22 protein-coding genes are annotated in these 23,511 nt (G+C 45.9%); 4 read left to right on the top strand and 18 right to left on the bottom strand.

The genetic code is table 11. From position 1 onward, the window contains the following. Window position 1: 1 nt before the first annotated feature. The 18 genes from modA to V1U08_RS00500 all read right to left on the bottom strand — a co-directional run bounded on the left by modA (window position 2) and on the right by V1U08_RS00500 (window position 17,757). Window positions 2–751, bottom strand: coding sequence for a molybdate ABC transporter substrate-binding protein (gene modA, locus V1U08_RS00585; RefSeq protein WP_330469631.1), 750 nt, complete (start codon window positions 749–751; stop codon window positions 2–4). A gap of 4 nt (window positions 752–755) precedes the next feature. After that, window positions 756–1,592: a peptidylprolyl isomerase gene (locus V1U08_RS00580; RefSeq protein WP_330469630.1), complete on the bottom strand. Its 837-nt coding sequence runs from the start codon at window positions 1,590–1,592 to the stop codon at window positions 756–758. A gap of 10 nt (window positions 1,593–1,602) precedes the next feature. Beyond that, the gene (locus V1U08_RS00575; protein WP_330469629.1) at window positions 1,603–2,055 is read right to left on the bottom strand and encodes a nitrogen fixation protein NifZ; all 453 of its coding nucleotides are present in this window, start codon (window positions 2,053–2,055) and stop codon (window positions 1,603–1,605) included. Between the two features lie 4 nt (window positions 2,056–2,059). Beyond that, window positions 2,060–2,353 (bottom strand): nitrogenase-stabilizing/protective protein NifW, encoded by a 294-nt coding sequence (locus tag V1U08_RS00570; RefSeq protein ID WP_330469628.1) that lies wholly within the window; start codon window positions 2,351–2,353, stop codon window positions 2,060–2,062. A gap of 26 nt (window positions 2,354–2,379) precedes the next feature. Further along, entirely contained in the window at window positions 2,380–3,522 is a 1,143-nt protein-coding gene (nifV, locus tag V1U08_RS00565) for a homocitrate synthase (RefSeq protein WP_330469627.1), read from the bottom strand. A 10-nt stretch (window positions 3,523–3,532) separates the two neighbouring features. Continuing rightward, entirely contained in the window at window positions 3,533–4,765 is a 1,233-nt protein-coding gene (nifS, locus tag V1U08_RS00560; protein WP_330469626.1) for a cysteine desulfurase NifS, read from the bottom strand. After that, window positions 4,755–5,645 carry a Fe-S cluster assembly protein NifU gene (gene nifU, locus V1U08_RS00555; RefSeq protein ID WP_330469625.1) on the bottom strand — a complete coding sequence of 297 codons (891 nt, stop codon included), beginning with the start codon at window positions 5,643–5,645 and terminating at the stop codon, window positions 4,755–4,757. Before nifU ends, nifS begins: the two co-directional genes overlap by 11 nt. A 255-nt stretch (window positions 5,646–5,900) precedes the next feature. Beyond that, window positions 5,901–6,191: a ferredoxin III, nif-specific gene (gene fdxB, locus V1U08_RS00550; RefSeq protein WP_014234010.1), complete on the bottom strand. Its 291-nt coding sequence runs from the start codon at window positions 6,189–6,191 to the stop codon at window positions 5,901–5,903. A gap of 22 nt (window positions 6,192–6,213) precedes the next feature. Next, window positions 6,214–6,693 (bottom strand): NifB/NifX family molybdenum-iron cluster-binding protein, encoded by a 480-nt coding sequence (locus V1U08_RS00545; protein ID WP_065298783.1) that lies wholly within the window; start codon window positions 6,691–6,693, stop codon window positions 6,214–6,216. Further along, entirely contained in the window at window positions 6,690–8,060 is a 1,371-nt protein-coding gene (gene nifN / locus V1U08_RS00540) for a nitrogenase iron-molybdenum cofactor biosynthesis protein NifN (protein WP_330469624.1), read from the bottom strand. The genes V1U08_RS00545 and nifN overlap by 4 nt, the downstream gene beginning before the upstream one ends. Before the next feature lies 1 nt (window position 8,061). Further along, window positions 8,062–9,480, bottom strand: coding sequence for a nitrogenase iron-molybdenum cofactor biosynthesis protein NifE (nifE, locus tag V1U08_RS00535; protein WP_330469623.1), 1,419 nt, complete (start codon window positions 9,478–9,480; stop codon window positions 8,062–8,064). Between the two features lie 149 nt (window positions 9,481–9,629). Continuing rightward, complete coding sequence (locus V1U08_RS00530; protein WP_330469622.1) at window positions 9,630–9,929, bottom strand: hypothetical protein; 300 nt, start codon at window positions 9,927–9,929, stop codon at window positions 9,630–9,632. Continuing rightward, window positions 9,922–10,611 (bottom strand): NifB/NifX family molybdenum-iron cluster-binding protein, encoded by a 690-nt coding sequence (locus V1U08_RS00525; RefSeq protein WP_330469621.1) that lies wholly within the window; start codon window positions 10,609–10,611, stop codon window positions 9,922–9,924. The genes V1U08_RS00530 and V1U08_RS00525 overlap by 8 nt, the downstream gene beginning before the upstream one ends. A 13-nt stretch (window positions 10,612–10,624) precedes the next feature. Then, window positions 10,625–10,843, bottom strand: coding sequence for a putative nitrogen fixation protein NifT (gene nifT / locus V1U08_RS00520; RefSeq protein WP_014234005.1), 219 nt, complete (start codon window positions 10,841–10,843; stop codon window positions 10,625–10,627). A gap of 125 nt (window positions 10,844–10,968) precedes the next feature. Further along, window positions 10,969–12,540, bottom strand: coding sequence for a nitrogenase molybdenum-iron protein subunit beta (gene nifK, locus V1U08_RS00515; protein ID WP_014234004.1), 1,572 nt, complete (start codon window positions 12,538–12,540; stop codon window positions 10,969–10,971). An 87-nt stretch (window positions 12,541–12,627) separates the two neighbouring features. Continuing rightward, window positions 12,628–14,094, bottom strand: a complete 1,467-nt coding sequence (gene nifD / locus V1U08_RS00510; RefSeq protein WP_014234003.1) for a nitrogenase molybdenum-iron protein alpha chain — start codon at window positions 14,092–14,094, stop codon at window positions 12,628–12,630. Window positions 14,095–14,149: 55 nt separating this feature from the next. After that, window positions 14,150–15,031, bottom strand: coding sequence for a nitrogenase iron protein (nifH, locus tag V1U08_RS00505; RefSeq protein WP_014234002.1), 882 nt, complete (start codon window positions 15,029–15,031; stop codon window positions 14,150–14,152). A gap of 236 nt (window positions 15,032–15,267) precedes the next feature. Then, window positions 15,268–17,757, bottom strand: a complete 2,490-nt coding sequence (locus V1U08_RS00500) for a molybdopterin oxidoreductase family protein (protein WP_330469620.1) — start codon at window positions 17,755–17,757, stop codon at window positions 15,268–15,270. Window positions 17,758–18,146: 389 nt separating this feature from the next. Here V1U08_RS00500 and cobA point away from each other — a divergent pair, with 389 nt between their 5' ends. From cobA to V1U08_RS00480, 4 genes are all read left to right on the top strand, one after another. Beyond that, the gene (cobA, locus tag V1U08_RS00495) at window positions 18,147–18,956 is read left to right on the top strand and encodes a uroporphyrinogen-III C-methyltransferase (protein WP_014234000.1); all 810 of its coding nucleotides are present in this window, start codon (window positions 18,147–18,149) and stop codon (window positions 18,954–18,956) included. Window positions 18,957–18,999: 43 nt separating this feature from the next. Continuing rightward, window positions 19,000–21,540 (top strand): nitrite reductase large subunit NirB, encoded by a 2,541-nt coding sequence (nirB, locus tag V1U08_RS00490; protein ID WP_330469619.1) that lies wholly within the window; start codon window positions 19,000–19,002, stop codon window positions 21,538–21,540. A 35-nt stretch (window positions 21,541–21,575) separates the two neighbouring features. Further along, entirely contained in the window at window positions 21,576–21,902 is a 327-nt protein-coding gene (gene nirD / locus V1U08_RS00485) for a nitrite reductase small subunit NirD (RefSeq protein WP_014233998.1), read from the top strand. Between the two features lie 89 nt (window positions 21,903–21,991). Then, window positions 21,992–23,461 carry a NarK family nitrate/nitrite MFS transporter gene (locus V1U08_RS00480; RefSeq protein ID WP_020333804.1) on the top strand — a complete coding sequence of 490 codons (1,470 nt, stop codon included), beginning with the start codon at window positions 21,992–21,994 and terminating at the stop codon, window positions 23,459–23,461. Window positions 23,462–23,511: the final 50 nt, after the last annotated feature.

Genomic DNA, 23,511 nt, shown 5'->3' with positions numbered 1-23,511 from the left:
TTTAGTCGGTCAAATAGCCATAGCTGCGAATGATCGCTTTAGCGCGGTCGCTTTTCAGGTAAGCAATAAATTGCGTCGCACTGGCTTTACTTTTCCCCAACGTCAGCGTCACTGCATCTTGCTTAATTGACTGGTAAGCACTCGAAGGCACTTGCCAAACGCTCCCAGACTGAAACTTTCCTTGCTGGAAAACCTGAGATTTGGCCAACAGTCCGATTTGTGCATTACCAGTAAAAACAAATTGATAGGTCGCGTTCAACCCTTTACCGATAACCAGTTTGTTCTGCACACCTTGCCACTTTTGATGCTTCTCAAGCATCTGCTGTGCTGCCAACCCATAGGGAGCAAGCTTTGGGTCAGCGATCGCAAGGTATTGAAAATTTGCCGAAAATAGCTCTGATTTAACGTCAAGATTCTCAACAGGCGACCATGCCACCAAAACGCCTCGTGCGTACGTAAAACGGTTATCAGCCAATTGTTGTTCCACCAACAGTTGAGGTCGTCGTTGATCGGCTGAAAAGAACAAGTCAAATGGTGCACCGTTAACAATCTGCGCATAAAGCTGGCCCGTTGAACCAGTGCTAATTTCTACATCCTCGCTATGCAGTTGTGTGTAATCACTCGCAAGCGCTTTCATTGGACGATAGAAGTTATTTGCAACAGCAAGTGTCAGAGATTGGCTGTAGCTGTTGCTCGAGAACAGCATCGCAGCAGCCAAGCAACAACTGAGGGTAGATCTATTATTGGCCATAAAACTATCCCTCTTCCGCTAACAACTGCGACACCCACTGCTTCTGTATGTACGCTTTCGCTCTTTGTTGATGTTTTTGTTTGAGATAGGGATAGGCTTGCTCAAATGGTAAATGACCACTGGGTTTTACTGAGTGGACACGAATCAAATGAAAACCAATTTCCGTCTCAATAACTGAGCTAATCTCCATAAGATCAAGCAGTGGTAACTGCTGTGCGATTTGCGGAAAAAGTTTGGCCTCTTCACACCATCCCAGATAGCCATCATTAACTGCACTCGGGCATTCAGAATATTTCAGTGCGACTTGAGAAAAATCTCTCTCCTTCAACTCTTGCTTTGCTGTCTGAATACGAGCAAATGCAGGTTTACGGTGGTTTTCCTCAATATCGTTATTTACGGTGACCAGTATTTGACTTAGCTCCCACAGGCTTGGGCGTACAAACTTTTCCTGGTTGGCTTGATAATGTTCGAAAGCCGCTTGTTCACTAAGCTCGGGAACATCACTACTGACTTTTTCTAACACTTTATTGCAGCGAAGTTCATCCTTTAATGCCAGCCTGAGATCACTTTCCGACAACTGTTGCCCGTTAAGCGCACGATAAAATTCCTCTAAGCTTGGATACCCTTCCATTACGTCATTTATCGCCTGTTCAAGCTCATCGTCATGAACGTAAGTTTGAATACCCAGACTTGAGCTTAGTACGGCCGACTGAATTCGAAAAAGCAGCTCAACCTGCGTGTTTACATCTTGCTTTTGCTGCTCACTCAGCCACTGAGGATTTAATTGATATCTTTCTGTCGCCACTTTCGCAGTCAGATAGTGACGTTTATATGCTTCCATGCTGTTACTCCTATACCTCTATTGGGCTTAATCGCGTGGCATCTAAGGTAATCGTGTGCTCTCCAAACTTAACTTCGTAGTTAACGGTTCCATCATCTAAATTTCGATAAGCTCGGTGCACTTCTATTACGTCACCTTTGGACGCAAGTGGCTCGCCAAACATGACTAAACTGCAAGTCAATTTTGCTTTATCTAAAGACCGAAACAGGCAAGGAACCCAAGGCAATGTAGCGTCAATAACTTCACTGTCTCTCACGCCAACCACTTTGTTTTCTGCTGCGATAAAAATTTGATAAATGAGCTGTGTCTGCAAAAAATAACCGTAACTCCGAACAATACCGACGCTTCCGGCTTCAACGAGCAAGTCTCCTTTGTCTCTGTCCTGAAAACTGCCATCATTGCGAATATTTCTCACTACTCGAACTTCGTCACCCGATTCAAAACGGGGTATTTCTGCCTGCATAAGGTTACTCCGCTTGGTCACAATCTGACTGACATGTCGCACAAGTGCCTTGATTTACCGTAGGAAGCCTTCCGCGCGTAATTTGTCCATAGGCTATCGATAATGCACTTCGGTAATCATCGTAGTTGTCTGTCACTTTCCTTGCGTCTAAGAGCTGACGACAAAGCCTTAACAGCGGAATGTGCTTGCTCTGTACAATCTGGCTATCGTAGTCAATGGCGAAGTATTCTAAGAAATCCTCCACGCCCTCCAGTTGTTCAAGATCTTCAATAAGCCGACGCTGCTCTCTGGTATCCATACCATTCTCTCCCGAAAGTTTTGAGATTAAGCCGTGTGTAAAATCACTGAGGTGAAACTACGCAACTGCTGAGGATCCGGGACACATTTGTAAGTTTCAGCCCAATTGACGAGTTGTGCTTTTATCAATTCACACTGTGCTGTAGTCAGCCTGATCCCCATCGCTGTATAGATTGACTCAATGGCCTGCATACCTGAGTGCTTACCCAGAACCATTTGATGGTCTCGTCCTACTAGGCTAGGTTCAACACCCTGATAATTCTTAATATCCTTGAGTAAGCCATCAACGTGGATGCCTGATTCATGCGTAAAAACACAGTCCCCAACAATGGCCTTTTGCGGCATCAGCGGACGGCCAGAGGCGACTTGAACATAACGACACAAACCTTCAAGCTTTAATAAATCGACGCCAGTTTCTGCGTGATTAAGCACCTTCAGCGCAACCGCTATCTCTTCCAGCGCGGCATTACCTGCGCGCTCGCCCAAACCATTCACTGTCGTATTAATAGAGTTCGCCCCCGCACGTATTGCCGCTAAAGAGTTCGCGGTCGCCATTCCCAAATCGTTATGTGCATGCATCTCAATGTGAAGACCCGTTTGAGCTCGTAATCCAGATATGGTCTGGTATGTAGAAAACGGGTCGAGAATACCGAGTGTGTCAGCGAAACGAACCCGGCTCGCGCCAAAAGATTCCGCCACTTCGAGTACCCGGCATAACACATCATGATCGGCGCGGGATGCGTCCTCCATTCCCACACAGACTTGCATACCGTTATCTATGGCTTGTTGAATGACGGATTCGCAAGCGCTTATCACCTGCTCCAGTGTCTTATTCAGTTTATGTTTGATTTGCTGGTGCGATACAGGTACCGAAAGATCAAGCCAATCGAGTCCAAGATCAACCGCACAATCCACATCTTCCGCTAACATCCGACACCACCCCATCGTCTTGGAATGTGTGAGACTATGGGTGATAGCCTTAATACCCTCACGCTCCCGCTCACCCATCGCCGGGATACCGACTTCAAGCTCACTGACGCCTGCAGACTCGAGCAATAGAGCAATGTTTACCTTTTCGTCGATGGTAAAGCCCACACCGGGGCTCTGTTCACCATCACGTAATGTTGTGTCATTGATAATGACATTTAACGGTTGCGCTTGCTTATCCATCGCGACACTCCTAGCCATAGACTGGAATAAATTCCGTCTCACTACCCTGTTGTGTTTCTGAGTTCCAATACGGCGACATTTCACGCAATCGTGCGACGATCGGCGGCAAATGTTCGAGCACATGATCGATATCTTCATCGGTTGTAAATCGAGACAGAGAAAATCGCAATGTACCGTGGGCCGCAGTAAAAGGTATCTGCATCGCTTTCATCACATGAGACGGCTCTAGTGATCCTGAGGTACAAGCGGACCCCGACGATGCGGCAATACCAACCTGATTCATCATCAACAAAAGCGCCTCACCTTCGACATACTCCACAGCGATGTTGGTGGTATTGGGAACTCGACGTTTCGGAAAGCCCGTCACAAAGCAATTGGGAATTCGCGCAAGTAGCCCTTGTTCAAGCCGATCACGAAGCATTTGAATTCGATGCGTTTCTGTTTCAAGTGCTACACATGCCAGTTCAGCCGCCTTACCCATTGCGATGACAGATGCTGCGTTTTCCGTGCCAGCACGTCTTCCACGCTCTTGGTGTCCACCACGTAATAACGGACGGAACTTAGTCCCACGTTTTACATATAAAGCCCCAATCCCTTTTGGCGCATGAAACTTGTGCCCCGAAATAGACAACATATCAATCGGGCAAGTTTGTACATTTACCGGGCATTTCCCTACCATTTGGACCGCGTCTACATGAACAGTCACACCAAATGATTTCGCCAGTTGAGCGACTTGTTCAATAGGAAATATCGTGCCGGTTTCATTGTTGGCCCACATGATAGAAAGTATCGCAACATTGCGGCTTAAAGCCGCTTTGAGGGCAGTCATGTCGAGGCGACCTTTTTTATCCACACCTATCCAGTGAACGGTGTAGCCTTTACGCTCCAACATCTGACAAAGTTGCAGCGTCGCCGGATGCTCAACTTGTGTGGTAATGATCTCTTTCTTATCTGGGTAGGCTTCAACCGCAGATAGAATGGCCGTAGAAGTTGCTTCGGTCGCACAAGAAGTAAAGATGACTTCGCTTGCGTGTTCCGCACCAATTAACTGCTGAACTTGTTCGCGTGCTGTCTCCATCGCATGACCGACGGCGGCTCCAAGACGATGAATCGAAGAAGGATTGCCATAAAAAGTATCTAGATACGGTAACATCACTTCGAGCGCTTTAGGGTCAATACGGGTTGTCGCATTGTTATCAAGGTAAACCAGCTTATCACTGCTTAATTTAGCGTTATACGTCATAAGAGCCTTCCTTTTTAATCGTGTTCGATGCGTTTTGTTGAACTGGGAATACCGTATAAGCGTCACCCAAGGCTTGAGTGATTTTTTGTTCCAAGTTCGCCATCGTCAGGCCAGATAAACCACAACCAACACATGCGCCGCTCATTTCAACAAAAATGATATTGTCTTCAATATCGACCAGACTAATGTCACCGCCATCGGATTGCACCGAAGGACGAACTTGTTCAATGATGGACTCAACAATGGCGACGATCTCAGTTTCCGGCTCATCGAGTTTTTTGGATACATCAGTAATCAAACCTTGTTCTGCCATTTCTTTAAGGCAATCTTCTAATACCCACTCAATTTTTTCATGGCAAGAGGTGCATGCTCCGCCCGCCTTGGTGTAGTTGATCACTTCATCAAGTGTGGTGAGTTTATTGGCTGCGACCACGCGTTTTATCATCAAGTCATCAATAGCAAAGCACTTGCAGATTAACTCACCTTCTTCATGGTCATCTTCTAACGTTTCACCACGATAGTTAGCGACTGCCGCATGTAATGCTTCCATCCCCATTACAGAACAATGCATTTTTTCTGGCGGTAGACCATCAAGATATTCCGCGATGTCGTTATTTGTAATGCTCATGGCCTCATCAAGTGATTTACCGATGATCATCTCTGTCAGTGCTGATGACGACGCAATCGCGCTTCCACACCCGAAGGTTTGAAAACCAGCGTCTAAGATCACTTCAGTGTCAGGTTCAACTTTAAGCGTTAAACTCAATGCGTCCCCGCAACTGATTGAACCAACATCCCCACGTGCATTAGCGTCACTAACTAATTTTGCGTTTTTTGGATGAAAGAAGTGTTCCTTCACCTTTTCCGAGTAATCCCACATAGCCACTCCTTGGTTGAATATCTTTCGGTTCTTTCGATATTGTTACCGTTGCAATAACCCAACCAAGATCACAAAAAGGCACAACCATATGATTTTTAAGAAATAAAAAAATGCTCTTGATGTGACATTGGAATAAGAGCGACAAAATTGTCATACCGTTTGTAGGGTTTATAACAAAACAAATTGTCAGCTAAGAAACATTAAGGGGATAAAAAGGACTGACTAAAAAAGGATGAGAACTCATCCTTTTGTTATTTATGCAGAGGGTGCGGTGAACGTCTGACAGTTTTTAGGACAAACTTTGGCGCAGGACATACATCCGATACAGTCCATTTGGTCTTTCAGAGTCATCACCATCATGATTTCGTCTTCATCATAATAGTCATCATCATCATCCGTGGCCTCCTTCTCAATTAAGTCGAAGACATTTCGGGAGCACACTTTAAAACAGCGGCCACACCCTATACATTTTTGTTCATCAATCGCCTCGATAAATTGAGGTGCCCACGGTTCACCACCTCGGGTATAACTGAGTTGCGTCGTCATATTAACCATCCTTGTTTTACAATTACCATTCTTCATCCATTAGCTGAGTGAGCCTCTTTTCGGTGCCTGAGGTGTCGGGCTGCTTATTTTTCTTTAGCGCTCTGGAAAGCCATCCTGTGTGAGCGCTGTCTAACTCAGCCAGGACTTCATTCAATAAAAAGTGAATGTCGCATTTCTCATTTACTTTGACTGGCTGGATATCACACTCCAACAATTGTCGTATCGCCGAAGCACCGCACGCGTTACAGAATATTGCTGCGCACCCCGATAAATCTTCGATACGACTGGGTAACTTATCGTGTGCAGGGCCGCTAGTTCGGTACTCAATGGCTTCCATCAGGTGCCACTCGGTGTGGTAGATACCGTAAATCAATACACCTTTCGCAGAACCAAAGTGTTGGTCAACCGTTTGTCTATCTGACGTAGTAAAAGCAATTTTAACGCGCAGTTTTTCCTGAGTTGGCTCCGGTGGAAGATATAGCCTTCTTTTTGTCGACTTCATAACCCCTCCGTTGTTGGTAACACGTCATTTGCACCAAAACGATAGTAGCTTACGTGGGGTGTTACCTCGTCTTTGTGGTTGCGAAGCAACAAGTTGGCAAGTGCGAACAGTCGTTGACGAGCACCTTCATAGCCTGTTTGTTTGAGCTCCATATTTCCGAACTGGTCAAAACATGGATAGCCGACCCGCATAACAGGGACAACCGGCTCACATACGTTGGCACAATGGCTGTTACCAATCACTAAGGTTAACTCCGGGTTGGACAGATCGATGCACGATAAGTCACCAACAATTACTTCTTGTGCTTCCATGTCTTGCAAACCCGGAACATCTAACGTCGTGACGACCTGACTAACGTTACCACCTGCCATGGTGATTAGGTCAACGTAACCACTCGCCAAGTCGGGTTCAAGTGCGATGGTGTATTGCTCGCCACTGAGCAAAAAATGGACATCGAGTAATGCATCCTGCAGTCGTTGGCGCTCACGTGTTATCCAGCCGGGCACAGCGCGACCACTTAGCTCCGATAACGTCATGATAAATTGGTCGATTACGTCCAGGTTCATTGCCATCCCAAATTGGTGATAGCGAATACCAAACCTCACTTTAAGCCACCTTGCTACCTCATCGAGAGATTCGCCGAATACCAACGTGATCGCGCTGTCAGCCATCAACTCAACTTCAAGGACCGAGGTACCTCCAGTACTGGTCGCGCTAAAATCCTCTCGACCTAAATGACCGTCTAACGAAAGCGATAAGTCGGGCACAATGACAGAGTCCAATTCGAATGCTTCCACGTAGCGTTTAATCGTTTCAATATCCGCAGAAGTCATTCCTATAGAACAAAGGATATTCACTTGTTTGCGCTGTTTGTCTCGACCTGTCGGCCCTTTAACCAATTGCTTCACCACACTACGAACCGTATGCGCGTATCCAGTTTGCATGGAACCGACAAAATCCGGCGTCAGAACAGGAACAATTCTCGTATCCGAATATTGCGGGTGCTTGAGAGTGAATTCGGTAATGGTGTGATACAGGTCAGCCCCCTGCATTTCAGTTAAACCCGTGCTCATAAGTACGATCAATTCTGGCGCGTGTTTTTCACATAATACTTGTAGTGCTTCACTTACATTACCCTCTCCGCCCATAACTGCAGAAACTTGGTCAATTGCCGTGTTCTGCAATGGAATCGGCTCCCTCAAGTGTTGGATAAGGTAAACTTTAGTGAACGCACTACAACCTTGAGAACCGTGCATCAAAGGTATGGAGCCAGCAAAACCAAGGGTCGCCAACGTAGCACCCGTTGCCGGGCTCGTCTTTAACGGCTGAGTAACCAGTGGTGAATTTTGTTTGATTGGAGTAACCATATCAGGCTCCTTTTTCAATGATGGCAGAAGTGAATGTTGCGTCTTCGACGATCCAGGGAGCCTGACTTTGAACGGTTTGCCAAATGGGCGCTTCTATTGTTCTACATAGCTCTTTTGCTAACCTAAGCATGCCCTCGTAACCAGCATAGGCATGTTCCCGCTCTTGGTTAATATCTAAAAAAGGCAGCTTCGCTTTTAATGCGGTGTACATATTTCGGCCACCGGCAATCATGACCTCAGCGTGATGTTGATGATAAGTATCGAGCAACAACCTGGCGCCACCTTCATCCAGCATGAGCGCGTCTTTGCCCATTATCTCCAGAATTTTATTTTTATCGGATTGTGTGGATTTACGGGTACCGGTAGCGACACACTCAATACCAAGCTCTTGCAAGGCGCTCACTACTGACCAGGACTTAACGCCTCCGGTATAAAGCAGCGCTCGCTTACCACGCAACTTTTCTGCGTAGGGTACCAAAGCCGAGCGAATGCGACTTTCTTCTTCTGCAATCAACGCTTCTACTTCTTCGCTCAGTTTGGGGTCACCAAGTAAACGGGCAAATTCTCGTAGTGAATTCGATGTATCTTCGATACCGTAAAAGCTTCCTTCAAACCAAGGTATACCCCATTTTTCTTCTAGTTTTCGTGCAACATTCACTTGTGCTCGGGCACAAACGACCATGGCAGCGTCTGCACGATGCATAGTTTGTATTTGGTGGAACTGAGTATCACCCGCCATACAGCACAACACTCTTAACCCTAAACGCTCAAATAATGGCGATACATGCCAAAACTCTCCGGCAATGTTGTATTCACCAATAAGAACGATATCGTGTACTAGCCGAGTTGAGTCGTGAAGCATTTTTGGTTTCGCTGGAGGCTCGGCGCTGCCCACGACGCGCTCAACCATCACATTCCCGGCGATTCGGTTACCCAGGTTTTTATTACCATAAAAGCCAGCCGCATCGACAGGAATCACAGGGATGTTCCAACGCTCTGTGGCAAGAGAACAGATGGCTTCAATGTCATTGCCTTCGAGAGCAGGTACGCAGGTCATATAAACAAAAACCGCAGGTGGTTGATGTTGTTTAATCAGCTGTTTTATCGCGTGTAGCAGACGTTTCTCCGCTCGCCCCATGATAACGTCCTGCTCATTGAGGTCCGTGGTGAATCCATATCGAAACAGATTACTGCCTAGAGCGCGAGTCCCGCGGTTGTTCCAGCTGTTTCCCGCACAGCCAATCGGACCATGCACAATGTGCCCCACATCCGCTATAGGTAATAAACTTATCTGAGCGCCATCAAAACAACAGCCACCAGCCGTTGCTCCGGGCTTTGGTCGGCTACAACCACTTTTTTCTCCGCTGTTGTGCTCACAGGCGGGTTCATCTTGCAGTAACTTGATCTCCGATCGCTTCATGCGTCTCTCCTTGAGTTGCAACAGTTAAAGTTGAGATACCAAACACTTTGTTAGCTGCAAGCGCCATTCCACCCATAACCTATTGATTAATAAAGACACCAACAAAGATAAAAGCTGACATTGTCGTAAAGCCGACAAAAAACGCGCCGCTATTCGTGAAGAGCGACAACCAAACCGGAGCTCGCTTCCGGGTAATGTGTCAGCGTCAAACATCCCGACGCTTGTTGTGCGTACAAATAAAGATCGTAATGGCCGTAACTCTGATAGGGTTCACGACATCCCATCTCATCTTCGCTACACAACGTAATTCTCACGTTAGGGTATCGTTCAGTGAGTCGCGTTTGCTCATTTACGCCTTGCGCAATCAGCTTATCTATTTCCATACCCAGTTGTTCCAGCAGATTAGCCGTGAGCGGGAATGGCTCGTGGAAAGTGTTTACGTTATTCATAAGCGGGTTCCCCGTGATGCTGAGGAACATAAGTACCAAGCAGTTTCTGAATCCAGGGAGGTGGCGTATTTGCCAGCATAACCTGCAACTCTTCCATCACGGTTTTTGCCTCAACAGCTTGCGGGCGTTTAATTGGGTGGACGTTAGCTCTGGTCACGCGTGCCGCTGCAGGGCCGCCAATCGACAAAGTAAACAGTATCTGGCATCCCTTAATCAGCTCTACTAAATGCAGAGCACGCTCCTCGCCTTGCCACTCTCGGTTCACTTCACTGACCTGAATAAGCTGAAATTCTGTCTCGTTTACTTCGTAAATAAGAATACGAAGGCACGATCCGTAATGCCCGTTTACCATTTCGCCCTGATTAGAGGTTAATGCGACAGTCAGTTTGGGACCGTCCAAAGGCGCAGAAGGTGTCACCCGAGGTGGTTCAACGTCACCAAGTTCTGTACTCGTCAGTATCGTATAAGCGTGACTGATATCTTTACGCGTTTGTTCTCCATCCAGAGATAGAATTAAAAGACGGAACGCTTTGGGAGAAATTCGCATCAGTTCTGTTTCAGTTAATGGCGCACTCACATGCTGCACCAGTAACCCTAATAAACCACTAACGTCAATGTTAGGAAGTGATTTCGCCGCTAGCGCGATACGCAGTGCAACCGAAGGGGTAATTTCTTCGTTCATAACCTGTCCTCCTCTAAGCAGCCTGAAGTCGCTTAGCTCTTACGGTGATCGGTAACTTTGGCTTGTTCATGGGTTCGATGTAATACACCGCGCCACTCGATAAATGAACCTCTCCACCCCATTTATTTTCTTCGTCAAATTCAAAGTGAGTAATGTTTTCTTCAAGGTCTTTCTTAGCGAGGTAAAGGCTAAGTTCTCCAACCTCATTGTATTGAATCATTACGTTGGCCATGCTCTTCTCCTTTATTCAATGAGAAAGGGCTGAACTAAAGCGTGCTAACCTGTTGTGGTTTAATGCTGTCCACATGGAGCCCCCTAGTACCAGCCCTCTGTATCCAATCCTTTATGGCTTATGATTTAGCGAACCAAATCAAAACCAAGGTCGGTTTTACCAAGCGTCATGGTGTCACGGTCAAGTTTGGCTAGTACTTCATTAACCAGTGTCGTCAGGATGTACATCGCACCTTCATACCCAAGCGTTGTGCTGCGATGGAGGTGATGACGGTCGAAGATTGGGAATCCAATGCGAACCAAAGGAACTTGGAACTCTTCACCTTTCGCTTTGGTATCGCGCTCAATGAACTTACCGTAAGAGTTGCCAATTAGCAGATCCGGTTTATCGGTAAACATCAGTGAACGCAGATGCCAAAGATCTTTGCCCACTAGAATTTCTGCTCCCTGACCGTAAGGGCTGTCTGCCAACATAGACTCCAGTGCTTTGCGCCAGCGTTTATTACCGTTGTGACACAGTACATGTTTGATTTCACAGCCAAGTTCCATCAAGAACTTACACATACCAGACAAGTAATCCGGATCACCATAAAGCGACACTTTGACACCATGTAACCAGGTATGAGAGTCGGTCATCATGTCTACCAAACGGCCTCGCTCTGTACTCAATGACTCAGGGATCGGTTGTCCAGTTAGCTCAGAAACTTTCATTAAGAAATTGTCTGTCCACTCTAAGCCCATCGGAATATCCAGCGCTGGCACATCTTGTTTCCAGGTCGTTTCGACAAATTTTTTCGTTTTTGGTAACTGTGTTGGAGTGAGAAGCAGCGTGGCTTTTGCGTTAGGTGCGCGCTTAACTTCATCGACTTTGGTACCACCCGCGTACATGCGATATTCACCATCTGCCGGGGTGTCTAATACCTCTGACGGATCAGAAAGCATCTGATAATCGACACCCATCTCACCCAACATACGGTGAATAACGCGGTAATTACCTAAATAGGTTTCAAAGCCAGGGACAATATTGAGAGCGTTGGTTGAACCTGGTGTATAGGTTTCGCCGCTGTTCACAGTAAAGTAACGTAAAACCCCCTCTAACATTCCATCCCAACCATTGGTATGGCTGCCGACGAAACTTGGTGTATGAGCAAATGGTGTCGGCACAGAAGCAGGTAGGTAACCGCCCTCTTTCGCATTACCAATAAAGGCATTTAAGTCATCACCAATAACCTCAGCCATACATGTGGTCGATACCGCAATCATCTCTGGTTTATACAGGGCATAAGCATTTTGCAGACCATAAAACATATTGTTTTGGCCACCGAATACGGCTGCATCTTCCGTCATCGAGTCAGACACACAGGCAACAGGTTCTTTAAAATGACGGTTAAAATACGTTCTAAAATACGCCACGCAACCTTGTGAACCGTGGACATAAGGCAACGTTTTTTCAAAGCCGAGTGCACACAATACAGAACCAAGGGGCTGACACGCTTTCGCTGGGTCGATGGTAATGTGTTTACGATTAAAGTTAAGCTCTTGGTATTCCTTCGTCGTGGTCCATTCAAACACTTCTTTCACTTTGTTTGCTTCAACAGCTTCCTCAAAGTGACTGCGTTTATTCGCGAGCAACTCTTGGTATTCTGGCTCTTGAAACAGTGAATAACCCGCTTTGATCTCTTCAATATTCTGAGTCATAGTTTCTCTCCTACCGTGCCACTAATCTGTGAACGCCGGTTCGGTTAATACAATTGGAAATCCCTTCCCACATTAGCGTTAAGTGCTTTAAGCTGTTTTCGCTAACTCAACAGCATCTTGGCTTTTCCAAGGAGCGGTTAGGTTGCTCCAACAAGGGTTATTGATTGTCATATCCATATCGCGTGCAAAGATCGCGAAACCATCCACGCCGTGGTAAGGACCTGAGTAGTCCCAGCTGTGCATCTGACGGAATGGGAAGCCCATTTTCTGGAATATGTACTTCTCTTTGATACCCGAGCCGATGAGATCAGGTTTCAGACGTTTCACATACTCTTCAAGCTCATAAGAACTCGCGTCATCGAACAATAAGGTGGCGTCTTTCATTTCCGGTGTGGTTTTGACGTAGTCATCGTTGTGCGCAAACTCATAACCTGCACCGACGATTTCCATGCCCAAATCTTCATAGGCTCCGATAATATGACGAGGTCGCAGACCACCGACGTAAAGCATCACTTGTTTGCCTTCAAGACGAGGGCGATACTTCTCAATTACTGCGTTCCATTGTTCTCGGTAACGGGCGATAACTTCTTCGGTTTGTTGCTGGATTTTTTCATCAAACAACGCTGCAATCTTGCGCATGGATTCTTCAATCTTGGTCGGGCCAAATAAGTTGTACTCAATCCAAGGAATGCCGTGTTTTTCTTCCATGTAACGAACGATATAGTTCATAGAACGGTAACAGTGCACTAAGTTGAGCTTTACTTTTGGCGTATTTTCTAGCTCTGGTAACGTACCATCGCCAGACCACTGAGCAACAACTCGAAGCCCCATGTCTTCCAGGATGATGCGAGATGACCAGGCATCCCCACCGATGTTGTAGTCACCAATAATCGCGACGTCGTAGTCGGTCGATTCAAACTCTTTATCAGCCGAACCGTCGAGAACATAATCACGCAACGTATCATTCGCGATATGGTGACCAAGTGACTGGGAAACACCTCGGAAACCTTCACAGCGAACCGGAACGATTGTCTTGCCTATCTCTTGCGATTTCGTTTTGGCTACCGCTTCGATATCGTCACCAATAAGACCAACCGGGCATTCAGATTGAATACTGATGCCTTTAACCAGCGGGAAAAGTGTCTCGATTTCATCAATCGCGGAAGCCAATTTTTTATCGCCGCCAAAGACAATATCGCGCTCCTGGAAGTCTGTGGTGAAGTTTAACGTGCCAAAACTATCGACACCTGTCGTACCCGAGTAATAGTTTCGGCGACCAGCTCGTGAATATTGACCACAACCAACAGGACCATGCGAGATATGAATCATATCTTTGATCGGTCCCCAAACCACACCTTTGGAGCCAGCATACGCACAACCACGTACTGTCATAACACCAGGTAAGGTCTTACGGTTTGAAGTAATGCATTTACTGCTGTCTGCTGAGCTGTCGTTAACCGCGACATGCTTTTTACGGTCAGCTCTGGCGACTTCCGGATACACCTCCAGCACTTCATCGATAAGCGCTTGAGTTTGCTCTTTATTCATCGTCATAATTTGTCCTTATCCATTAGGATTCAATGTAACGCTCGAGAGTTTTAACGCTTGATTAAGCAGCCTCTTCCTCATCAGCCGTCTTACCGATGATTGATTCATCTTCGACTTCCATGATGCCGAATTCCATAAGCAGATCTTCAAGCTCATCCATGGTGCATGGCTCAGGGATAACGAATTTTTGGTTCTCGATAACTTTCTTAGCAAGAGTGCGGTATTCGTCCGCTTGGTTACATTTAGGATCGTATTCGATAACGGTCATACGACGAATCTCTGCACGTTGTACGATGTTGTCACGAGGAACGAAGTGAATCATTTGAGTACCGATCTTAGCTGCCAGAGCCATGATTAACTCATCTTCACGGTCAGTGTTACGAGAGTTACAGATTAAGCCCGCAAGACGAACATTACCTGACGTCGCATATTTACAGATACCTTTAGAAATGTTGTTCGCGGCGTACATCGCCATCATTTCGCCTGAAACAACGATGTAGATTTCTTCTGCTTTGTTTTCACGAATTGGCATCGCAAAACCACCACATACAACGTCACCCAGTACGTCGTAGAATACGAAGTCCAAGTCTTCCTCGTAGGCTCCTTCTTCTTCCAAAAAGTTGATGGCCGTGATAACACCGCGACCCGCACAGCCAACACCTGGCTCTGGACCGCCTGACTCAACACAGCGAACATCGCCGTAACCGATTTTAAGTACATCTTCTAGTTCGATGTCTTCAACCGTTCCCGCTTCAGCCGCCATCTCCATGATGGTATTCTGTGCTTTGGAGTGTAGAATCAATCGGGTTGAGTCGGCTTTAGGGTCACAGCCAATGATCATGACTTTCTTCCCTGCTTCAGCAAGCGCCGCTACTAAGTTTTGAGTTGTAGTGGATTTACCGATACCACCTTTACCGTAAATTGCACATTGACGAATTGCCATGGTCTATCTCCTTTTTAATTTAGACTCATGACCGTTGTTGCGAAATGCATACCAATCATCAAAAATACATTATTTCAATAGTTTACGTATAAATTCCTGTGTGTAAGAAAAAACAAACAACTGACATTGTTTGTTTTAGTACAAGATTTGTTTGTCGTGATTGAATGACTGAACAGGTTGGAAAAAGAAAAGGGTAACAGAAGACGACTGTTACCCTTGGTGTTCCTATGGGTGCGCTAATTACCCAATAAAGCATGCAGAGAAGAACCCTCGTCAGCGCTGCTGTTGAACAACGCACTCAACGCCTGAACTTCCAGATCACTTGGCTCATCTTTCGTCAGTTTATATAACGAGGTAACTTTGTTTTCGACGACTGCCGCCATTCCTTTTATGGATGAATCATCACGGCAAATGAGCTTATCAGCAGATGACGAACTCGGTAATAGTCGTTCAATTTTCTTCTGCAGCTCGGTAATCTCCATCGGTGAACGAATACGATATAAATAGCCGCCATCTACTTTTTGTCTGGAGACGTACCCAACGTTACTCATCAAAATCGCGTCTTTGACCAATACGGTAGCACTGGTCTGATAGTCATAAGGCTTTATATCTACAGGGGTGTATTTAAACTCAGGTTGACCAGACAAAGTATCCGTTCGCGAATCAACCAGAGCGCAAGGCTTACTTAACGGGCCTGTAATTTCATTCCAGTGAATAGGAACAAACAGCTCGCCTGGCTTCATAGTGTCACTGGTAACAACCTTAACAACACACTCACCGTTGTTATTGAACACAACCACCATTTCGTGATTAGAAAGGTCATACTGCATCGCTGTTTGAGGATGGATCAAAACGTAAGGTTCACTTGCATGCTCAGCTAAACGACTCGATAACCCTGTACGAGTCATGGTGTGCCATTGATCCCGACTCCGACCCGTATTCAAAACTAACGGGTACACTTTCGTTGTTGATGCTTGCGGCGGTGTATGTTTTACCGCGATAAAGTTAGCACGATGATCCTCGGTAAAAAATCGTTGATCGGCAAACATTCTCTGATTCACCACTTGGTGTTGTTGCTGCTCTACTGGCCACTGCTGAGGAGTGAGCGAGTTGTATTCGGAATCAGTAATCTCAACAAGGCCAGCTAAATTGAGGTCTCGCTGTTTAGCCTTTTTACTTCCGTGGTCTGCGTTACCTAAGGTCGTAAGTTGAGCATACTCGCGGAAGATTTCTCCCTCATGTAAGTAATCAAACGCTTCTTTAAAGCCAATTCGTTGTGCGACTTGAGAGATAATCCACCAGTCCGGTTTAGCCATTCCTGGACTGGCTAACAGTCGGCGTTGTCGCGAGATTCGACGTTCGGAGTTGGTCACAGTGCCCGATTTTTCACTCCAACCTTGCGCAGGTAGCAGGATATCAGCGTAAGGCGTCGTCGCCGTGTTCTCAACGCAATCCGAAACCACCACCAAAGGACAGCTTTCCAAAGCTTGTTTAATTTTGTCGCTATCAGGAAGGCTCACAATCGGGTTTGTCGCCATGATCCACACCGCTTTAATTTCACCACGATGAATAGCATCAAACATATCAATGGCTTTGAGGCCTGGTTTTTTCGCTAATGTGTCGGTTTGCCAAAAAGCTTCAACACGATCAATATCATCAGGATGAAATTCCATGTGCGCGGTCAGCGTATTCGCCAGAGCACCAACCTCGCGACCTCCCATCGCATTGGGTTGTCCGGTAACAGAGAAAGGGCCAGCGCCTTCTTTCCCAATCTTTCCCGTCGCTAAGTGGCAATTTATGATGCTGTTTACTTTGTCGGATCCCTGAGAGGACTGGTTCACCCCTTGCGAGTAAATCGTGATGACTTTTTCTGTTTGGGAAAAGCATTCATAGAATTTCTGAAGCGAAGCCAAATCAATGCCCGTCACCTCGCTTACCTCGGAGCCGTTTAGTGCAGACTGGTATGCCTCACTAAAACCGTTTGTCGCTGCGCTAATAAAAGCGTGATCAACTAGATTATGCTCACCAAGGTGTACCAATAAGCCATTAAACAGCGCGACGTCTGAGCCAGGATTAATTGCTAGATGTAGGTCTGCAATCTCACAGGATTCATTACGGCGTGGGTCGATGACTATCACTTTTAGATTGGAGTTGGTCTGTTTAGCGGCTCTCAACCGTTGAAATAGCACCGGATGACACCAGGCCAGGTTAGAACCAACCAAGATAACCAAGTCAGTTTTCTCAAGATCCTCATAGCAAACGGGAACGGTATCCATTCCGAAAGCACGCTTGTGTCCGACAACCGTAGACGCCATGCACAAGCGAGAATTGCTGTCGATATTCGCGGTACCAAGAAAACCTTTTATGAGTTTATTCGCGACGTAATAGTCTTCTGTTAACAGTTGTCCAGAAACATAGAACGCCACAGAATCCGGACCAAATTGTTCTATCGTATCCGAGAAACCTTTTGCTACACGGGAAAGAGCCTCGTCCCACTCTGTATCACACCAATCACCCGCTTCTGTTTTCAGTTTGGGAGCAAGTAAGCGGCCGTCATGAATGACGGTGTCGCCCAAAGCAATACCTTTAGTACATAATTTTCCGTAATTCGAGGGGTGCTCCTTATCGCCACGGACTTCTAGCAGTCCATTAGACATAGGTCTGGCTTCAATACCGCATCCGACGCCACAATAAGCACACGTTGATTTAATCCATCCTTCGTTCATACCGACTAGTCTCCAATTTTCCTTTTATGAAACTAGGAGCAAAATCCATTCCAAATACCATTAATTTATGATTTTCAATTTTTTATTGTTTTATTTCATAACCTTAATTCATCATCTAACCCTAAAGTGGTAGAGTGTAATACCCCTTAAAACTACCACCTTTTGTGTATATTTACCTATTTTGATGCAACCTTGACCATTTACCACCTTCGTCTACCACTTTTGGTAATCACCTCTTTTTACTCTACGCCGACACCTAGCACAAACTAAAAACGAATAACCTATTGTATTTTAGTTACTTTTAATTAATTTCAACAAAAATAAATCATACTGGCATTCATATTGCTTTGTGGCTAACAACTAGCAAAATCACATTCGAGGCAATGATGATGAATACAGAACATTCAGTTATTGGAAATGTATCCTTAGTAGGCGCTGGGCCAGGTGATCCAGACTTACTTACCGTTAAGGCGATTAAGGCGATTGAGCATGCGGATGTCATCGTGTACGACAACCTAGTCAGTGAGGATATACGTGCTCTGTTCCCTTCCCATTGCAAGCTTGTTTATGTCGGAAAAGCAAAAGGCTGCCATAGCTATAAACAAGAAGAAATCAACCAGTTAATCGCTAATTTTGCGCTCGATGCAAATAACGTATGCCGTGTAAAAGGCGGAGACTCGTTCGTGTTTGGGCGTGGCGGAGAAGAAATGCTATTTCTCACCAAACTGGGAATTAATGTCAACGTAGTTCCGGGCATTACCGCCGCTTCAGGGTGTTCAACTTACTCCAACATCCCCCTAACCCACCGAGGCTTAGCGCAGGGTTGTACATTCATCACCGCTCACGCGGACAAGAAGCTTGAAATTAACTGGTCGGCGTTAGCCCAACTCAACCAAACGTTAGTCATTTATATGGGCCTGACCAAAGCGCCACTCATACAGCAGCAACTAACCAGCTCAGGTATGAACGCCGACAAACCAGTCGCGATTATTGAAAACGGCTGTACGCCACAACAAAGAACGATCATAGGTGAGTTATCCGAACTATCCGAATTGATAACGCGTCATTCAATAAAGTCTCCGGCCTTAATTGTAATAGGTGACGTTGTCACCGTATCAAGCCAAATGCATTGGTTACAACAACTTAATAACAAGAATATGGAAGTTCTTTCCGAATCAAGTTTACGTAGAAGCGCCTAATTACACGGCCATGAAAAGTCAGAATCACTAAGGGAATGAGATTATGAGTAAGCAAAAAATCATTGTGGTCGGTAACGGAATGGTTGGCCATAAATTTATAGACACGTTGATCCAGTCTGAGCAGAACAACATTGAAGTCGTGACATTTTCTGAAGAGCCACGTCTGGCTTATGACCGTGTTCAGTTGACCTCATATTTTACAGGCAAAACAGTCGATGATCTGTCGTTAACCAGCGAAGGTTACTACCAGTCAAACGGCATTAAGTACCTGCTGAATGAGAAAGTGAGTCAAGTAAATCCAGACGACAAACAAATTGTCACTTCTTCAGGCCGTGTAGAAAATTATGACAAATTGGTGCTTGCGACAGGCTCGTACCCGTTTGTGCCACCAATTCCTGGAAACGAAAAAGAGTTCTGCCATGTCTACAGAACCATCGAAGATCTGGACGAAATCGAACGCTCAAGTAAAGAAAGCAAAGTTGGTGTGGTGATTGGTGGTGGTCTTCTGGGTCTGGAAGCAGCGAATGCAATCAAAAACCTGGGGCTAGAAACGCATGTTGTTGAGTTTGCCCCACGTCTAATGGCTGTTCAGCTTGACCAGGATGGTGGTGATTTACTTCGCCGTAAAATTGAAGCACTGGGTGTTACCGTTCATACAGAAAAAGCGACTACAGAAATTATCGATGGTAACGAATGCCGTTACAGAATGAATTTTTCCGACGGCACTCATATTGATACCGACATGATCGTCTTTTCGGCAGGCATTCGCCCACAAGACGAGTTAGCTCGTAATAGCTCCATAGAGATCGGTGAGCGTGGCGGCATTGTGATTAACAACCACTGTCAAACAAACTACGACGATATCTATGCGATTGGTGAATGTGCATTGTGGGAGCAACGTATTTTTGGCCTGGTAGCGCCAGGCTACCAAATGGCGAAGGTTGCAGCTCAACATATCCTTAGCATTGATGAAGCAGCCCAATTTACGGGCGCAGATATGAGCACCAAATTGAAATTAATGGGTGTCGATGTCGCGAGTATTGGTGACGTCCATGGCCAGACTGCAGGTGCTTTGTCATACACATACAAAGATGAAATTGAACAAGTTTACAAACGCCTGATCGTCTCTGAAGATAAAAAGAAAATTGTTGGTGCCGTCTTAGTCGGTGATGCGACTGCCTACGGAAATCTGTTACAGATTCGCCAGAACGATCTTCCATTACCAGAGAACCCATCCGTGCTAATTCTGCCTAATGTGGCTGAAGATGAATCTGCTGGTCTGGGTATTGACGCTCTGCCTGACAGTGCTGTTATCTGTTCATGTTTCGATGTGACCAAAGGCTCGATTAAACAAGCTGTAGCTGCTGGCTGCACAACGATGGCGGCGCTAAAAGAGACGACTAACGCGTCAACAGGTTGTGGCGGTTGTAGTGCACTGGCAAAACAAGTACTCGACAGCGAATTAGAAAAGCTAGGCGTGGAAGTGAACAATCATGTTTGTGAGCATTTTGCTTATTCACGTCAGGAACTCAGTGATCTTATTCGTGTAAACAAAATCAAAACGTTCGATGAGCTGTTAGAGCAATACGGTCAAGGGCTTGGCTGCGAAGTCTGTAAACCTACCGCAGGTTCTATCTTAGCTTCCTACTGGAACGACTATATCTTGCACGATGATCATATTGAGCTTCAGGATACCAACGATATTTATCTTGGTAACATGCAGAAAGATGGTACCTACTCTGTCGTCCCAAGAGTCGCCGGAGGTGAAATTACCCCTGAGAAACTCATCGTAATTGGCGAAGTCGCTCGTGATTTCGACCTTTATACCAAAGTCACTGGTGGCCAGCGAATCGACCTGTTTGGTGCACAGCTCAATGACTTGCCTTTAATATGGAAACGACTCGTTGATGCGGGCTTTGAGACTGGCCACGCCTACGGTAAATCCGTTCGTACCGTAAAATCATGCGTAGGCAGCACTTGGTGTCGCTACGGCGTTGGTAATAGTGTCGGTTTCGCTATCGATTTGGAAAATCGTTACAAAGGCCTTCGCTCCCCTCACAAGCTTAAATTTGCTGTATCTGGCTGTACCCGTGAATGTGCTGAAGCCCAGTCAAAAGATATCGGTGTGATAGCGACAGACAAAGGATGGAACCTCTATGTCTGTGGTAACGGCGGTATGCGCCCTCGCCATGCCGATTTACTGGCCACAGACCTGGATGACGAAACGTTAATTAAGTATGTCGATCGCGTTCTGATGTTCTACATCCGCACAGCAGACAGACTGCAGCGCACTTCCGTCTGGCTTGAGAACCTCGAAGGCGGCATTGACTATCTCAAAGAAGTGGTGATTGACGACAAACTTGGGTTAGCAGATGAGCTGGAAAAATCGATGCAAGACAGCCTGGCAAATTACCAGTGCGAATGGAAAACCACCTTGGAATCTCCAGAGAAACTGCGTCGATTCAGCCATTTCATTAACAGCCCTGATCGTGATGAATCACTTCAGTTCGTTACCATCAGAGAACAGAAATTTCCGAAAAACACAGCAGACGAGCTTGCTATCGAAGTAGTCGAAGTTAGCTGATACCAATCTGGATATTTAATTTTAGGAGAATCGATATGAGTAACTGGATATCAATCTGTGAATCAACTGCCATCGCACCCAACACCGGAGTTTGCGCCAAAGTAGATGATAAACAAATCGCGGTGTTTTTCAGCCAGCGCACTAACTCTTTGCACGCCATTTCTAACTTTGACCCTATTGGTAAAGCCAATATTTTATCGAGAGGGATTCTTGGCTGTGTGGGAGAGATATTGTGTGTTGCCTCGCCTTTATACAAACAACATTTTTGTCTGGAAACAGGCAAATGCATCGAAAACCCAGAGTATAACGTGCCAATTTATGAAGTACGAAATAACAACGGCATGATCGAACTGAGACAGTAACGAGAAGCAAACGCCAAAAACTGTGGCATTGCCTTTACAACACAATCAAGGCAATGCCTTCGAAATGAATCTTATAAGGATTATTGAACATGGAAAGCTCAAAATTCACCCTCTTTTCTTTTAGTGGAAAAATGAAGATCCTCCATTTAAGCTGGATGGCATTTTTTATTACCTTTGTTGTTTGGTTTAACTTTGCACCGTTGCTACAAATGGTCAAAGAATCACTTGGCCTTTCAAGCCAGGAAATTAAAACCTTGTTGATTCTAAACGTTGCACTGACTATCCCAGCGCGCGTGCTTATCGGCATGTTTACCGATCGATTTGGTCCGCGAATTGTGTATTCAGCACTGCTGGCTATCTGCTCCATCCCATGTTTTATGTTCGCCTTTGCAGATTCGTTTATACAAGCAGCTATTGCACGATTCCTGCTTGGCTTTATCGGTGCAGGTTTCGTTATCGGTATTCGTCTTGTTTCGGAATGGTTTCCGCATAATCAACTCGGAACCGCGGAAGGCATTTATGGTGGTTGGGGTAACTTTGGCTCTGCAGCAGCCGCATTTACACTACCAACTCTAGCATTAGTCTTTGGTGGCGAAGACGGCTGGCGCTATGCGATCGCTTTGACGGGTGTAATGAGCCTTCTGTTCTCTGTTGTGTTTTACAAGAACGTGTCTGACACACCAAAGGGCGCAACTTACTTCCGACCTAAACACTTGTCAGCAATGGAAGTGACATCAAAAGGCGATTTCTTCTTTCTTTTAGCGATGAAAGTACCAATGTACGCTGTACTCGCACTACTGGCATGGAAGTTGTCACCAAGCAATATCAATATGCTTGAACAAGGTGTGGTAAACGCGATTTACGCGGGCCTCGCGTTGCTTTACGTCATCGACGCTAATCAGGTTTGGAAGGTCAACAAATCGATTTTCAAAAAGCCCGTTGAACCTATTCATCAGTACAAGTTCAAGCAAGTAGCGGTTCTAAACGTCCTGTACTTTGCAACATTTGGCTCTGAACTCGCTGTAATTTCCATGTTGCCACTTTTCTTTTCTGAAACCTTTGAACTATCACCGGTCGTGGCAGGCATGGTGGCATCCGCTTACGCATTTATGAACCTGATGTCGCGTCCGGGTGGTGGTCTAATCTCAGATAAGTTTGGTCGTAAACTGACACTACTCATTCTGACAGCAGGCCTTGCCGTGGGTTATTTCCTGATGGGACAAGTCAATGAAAGCTGGCCAGTTTGGTTAGCTGTGGCTGCTGCAATGTCTTGTTCATTCTTTGTGCAGGCAGGTGAAGGCGCGGTATTTGCAACAGTTCCACTTATCAAGCGTCGAATGACGGGGCAAATCGCAGGTATGACAGGCGCGTACGGCAATGTTGGTGCGGTGACTTATCTGACCATCTTATCGTTTGTCTCATACCAAACCTTCTTCTTCGTGATTGCTGGTACTGCAGTGATCGGGTTTGCTGCTCTGATGTTTATGGAAGAGCCATCAGGAAAAATTGCAGAGGTTAACGAAGATGGTAGCGTCACTCTGATTGATGTGTCTCACTAAATTGCATCAGTATTAGAGGTTTATCGGGAGATATTGAGCTTTACTGATTT

It is taken from the genome of Vibrio sp. YYF0003 (assembly GCF_036350715.1).
Taxonomy (GTDB): domain Bacteria; phylum Pseudomonadota; class Gammaproteobacteria; order Enterobacterales; family Vibrionaceae; genus Vibrio; species Vibrio natriegens.
This window is presented reverse-complemented; position numbering and strand designations above follow the sequence as displayed.

What these genes read in the sequence shown, in the direction of transcription:
- modA (WP_330469631.1), bottom strand. Translation starts at nt 751, where the DNA reads ATGGCCAATAATAGATCTACCCTCAGTTGTTGCTTGGCTGCTGCGATG.
- V1U08_RS00580 (WP_330469630.1), bottom strand. Translation starts at nt 1,592, where the DNA reads ATGGAAGCATATAAACGTCACTATCTGACTGCGAAAGTGGCGACAGAA.
- V1U08_RS00575 (WP_330469629.1), bottom strand. Translation starts at nt 2,055, where the DNA reads ATGCAGGCAGAAATACCCCGTTTTGAATCGGGTGACGAAGTTCGAGTA.
- V1U08_RS00570 (WP_330469628.1), bottom strand. Translation starts at nt 2,353, where the DNA reads ATGGATACCAGAGAGCAGCGTCGGCTTATTGAAGATCTTGAACAACTG.
- nifV (WP_330469627.1), bottom strand. Translation starts at nt 3,522, where the DNA reads ATGGATAAGCAAGCGCAACCGTTAAATGTCATTATCAATGACACAACA.
- nifS (WP_330469626.1), bottom strand. Translation starts at nt 4,765, where the DNA reads ATGACGTATAACGCTAAATTAAGCAGTGATAAGCTGGTTTACCTTGAT.
- nifU (WP_330469625.1), bottom strand. Translation starts at nt 5,645, where the DNA reads ATGTGGGATTACTCGGAAAAGGTGAAGGAACACTTCTTTCATCCAAAA.
- fdxB (WP_014234010.1), bottom strand. Translation starts at nt 6,191, where the DNA reads ATGACGACGCAACTCAGTTATACCCGAGGTGGTGAACCGTGGGCACCT.
- V1U08_RS00545 (WP_065298783.1), bottom strand. Translation starts at nt 6,693, where the DNA reads ATGAAGTCGACAAAAAGAAGGCTATATCTTCCACCGGAGCCAACTCAG.
- nifN (WP_330469624.1), bottom strand. Translation starts at nt 8,060, where the DNA reads ATGGTTACTCCAATCAAACAAAATTCACCACTGGTTACTCAGCCGTTA.
- nifE (WP_330469623.1), bottom strand. Translation starts at nt 9,480, where the DNA reads ATGAAGCGATCGGAGATCAAGTTACTGCAAGATGAACCCGCCTGTGAG.
- V1U08_RS00530 (WP_330469622.1), bottom strand. Translation starts at nt 9,929, where the DNA reads ATGAATAACGTAAACACTTTCCACGAGCCATTCCCGCTCACGGCTAAT.
- V1U08_RS00525 (WP_330469621.1), bottom strand. Translation starts at nt 10,611, where the DNA reads ATGAACGAAGAAATTACCCCTTCGGTTGCACTGCGTATCGCGCTAGCG.
- nifT (WP_014234005.1), bottom strand. Translation starts at nt 10,843, where the DNA reads ATGGCCAACGTAATGATTCAATACAATGAGGTTGGAGAACTTAGCCTT.
- nifK (WP_014234004.1), bottom strand. Translation starts at nt 12,540, where the DNA reads ATGACTCAGAATATTGAAGAGATCAAAGCGGGTTATTCACTGTTTCAA.
- nifD (WP_014234003.1), bottom strand. Translation starts at nt 14,094, where the DNA reads ATGACGATGAATAAAGAGCAAACTCAAGCGCTTATCGATGAAGTGCTG.
- nifH (WP_014234002.1), bottom strand. Translation starts at nt 15,031, where the DNA reads ATGGCAATTCGTCAATGTGCAATTTACGGTAAAGGTGGTATCGGTAAA.
- V1U08_RS00500 (WP_330469620.1), bottom strand. Translation starts at nt 17,757, where the DNA reads ATGAACGAAGGATGGATTAAATCAACGTGTGCTTATTGTGGCGTCGGA.
- cobA (WP_014234000.1), top strand. Translation starts at nt 18,147, where the DNA reads ATGAATACAGAACATTCAGTTATTGGAAATGTATCCTTAGTAGGCGCT.
- nirB (WP_330469619.1), top strand. Translation starts at nt 19,000, where the DNA reads ATGAGTAAGCAAAAAATCATTGTGGTCGGTAACGGAATGGTTGGCCAT.
- nirD (WP_014233998.1), top strand. Translation starts at nt 21,576, where the DNA reads ATGAGTAACTGGATATCAATCTGTGAATCAACTGCCATCGCACCCAAC.
- V1U08_RS00480 (WP_020333804.1), top strand. Translation starts at nt 21,992, where the DNA reads ATGGAAAGCTCAAAATTCACCCTCTTTTCTTTTAGTGGAAAAATGAAG.